Annotated in this window: 2 protein-coding genes; one reads left to right on the plus strand and one right to left on the minus strand. The window is 65.3% G+C overall.

Features of this window, described 5'->3' with window-relative positions:
* Nucleotides 1–510: LysR family transcriptional regulator (locus EDE12_RS21685; RefSeq protein ID WP_134188319.1), on the minus strand; the 510-nt coding region annotated here is incomplete at its 3' end.
* Nucleotides 511–675: 165 nt separating this feature from the next.
* On the opposite strand from EDE12_RS21685, the gene EDE12_RS21690 reads away from it, so the two are divergent.
* Nucleotides 676–1,290, plus strand: coding sequence for an NAD(P)H-dependent oxidoreductase (locus tag EDE12_RS21690; RefSeq protein ID WP_026597744.1), 615 nt, complete (start codon nucleotides 676–678; stop codon nucleotides 1,288–1,290).
* Nucleotides 1,291–1,359: the final 69 nt, after the last annotated feature.

Genomic DNA, 1,359 nt, shown 5'->3' on the forward strand with positions numbered 1-1,359 from the left:
CAAGCGCACGTGGGTCAGGCGCTCGGCGACGAGCCCGCCAGGCAGCATGGGCAAGGGTCCCGCGATGCCGAAGCTCGCGCGTCCGTCGATCACCGGCTCCACCGACGCCCCGAGCGCCTCGACATAGAGCCGTAGCGGCGTGCGGGGAAACTGCTCGCGGAATTGGGTCGCCGCCCCGGCCAGAGCCTCGATCGGAAAGAAGACGTCGACCGCGATCGCCAGCTCGGCCTCGAGCCCGGCGGCCATTCCTTTGGCGCGCGCCTTCAGGCCATCGACGCCGGATAGGACCTGCCGCGCATCGGCGACGAGGACAGCGCCTTCACTCGTCAGCCGGGGATAGCGCCCGCTGCGATCGAACAAAGAGACACCCAGATGCGTCTCCAAGCTGCCGATCGCTTCGCTGATGGCCGATTGTGTGCGCGACAGCCGCCGCCCCGCGGCGGAAAAGCTGCCCTCGTCCACAGCGGCGAGGAAAGCGCGCAATTGATCCAGAGAGACCCCGTCCAGCATAGCTGTCTCCAATCCATCGGATTCTCCGATGGTAAGTATAAAGATATGCCGGCTTCTCCTGTTCGCACAACCATGCGACTTACTCACTCGATGTTTCGCGCTCTGAAAAACCTCTTCGCTCGCAAAGCTATGACGCCTCACGCAGGCGGCTCGGAGGAGTTCCCAATGACGACGATCCTGCACATCGATTCCAGCATCCTCGGCGGATATTCGGTCAGCCGCGCGCTCACCGCGGAGGTCGTGGCGAAAGAGCTGGCCCTTCATCCGGGCGCGCGGGTGATCCGCCGCGACCTCGTCGCCGAGTCCGCCCTCCATCTCTCGGATGCGCATATTGCGGTCTTCCAGGGCGGCGAGGTGACGAGCGCGGCCCTCGGCCAGGATCTCGCGCTCGGCGGCGCCTATATCGACGATCTCTTCGCCGCCGACATCATCGTGATCGGCGCGCCCATGTATAATTTCTCGGTCCCCTCACAGCTCAAGGGCTGGATCGACCGTGTCTGCGTCGCCGGCCGCACCTTCCAATACGGCCCCAATGGCCCGCAAGGGTTGCTGCCCGAGGGCAAGAAGGTCGTCATCGCCTCAACGCGGGGCGGCGTCTACACCGGCGACAGCCCGGCCGCCGAGCTCGAACATCACGAGAGCTATCTGCGCGGCGTTCTCGGCTTCATCGGCCTGATCGACGTCACCATCATCCGCGCCGAAGGCCTCAATCTCGGCGAAGAGCCGAAGGCGGCAGCCATCGCCGGGGCGAAAGCCCAAATCGCATCGCTCGCCGCCTGACCCGCGACGACACCCTCCCCCTATCGCCGAACCTCTGGAGCTCTATCGACATGAATCAGACCAACGCCT

It is taken from the genome of Methylosinus sp. sav-2, from assembly GCF_004366495.1.
In the GTDB taxonomy this organism is placed as follows: domain Bacteria; phylum Pseudomonadota; class Alphaproteobacteria; order Rhizobiales; family Beijerinckiaceae; genus Methylosinus.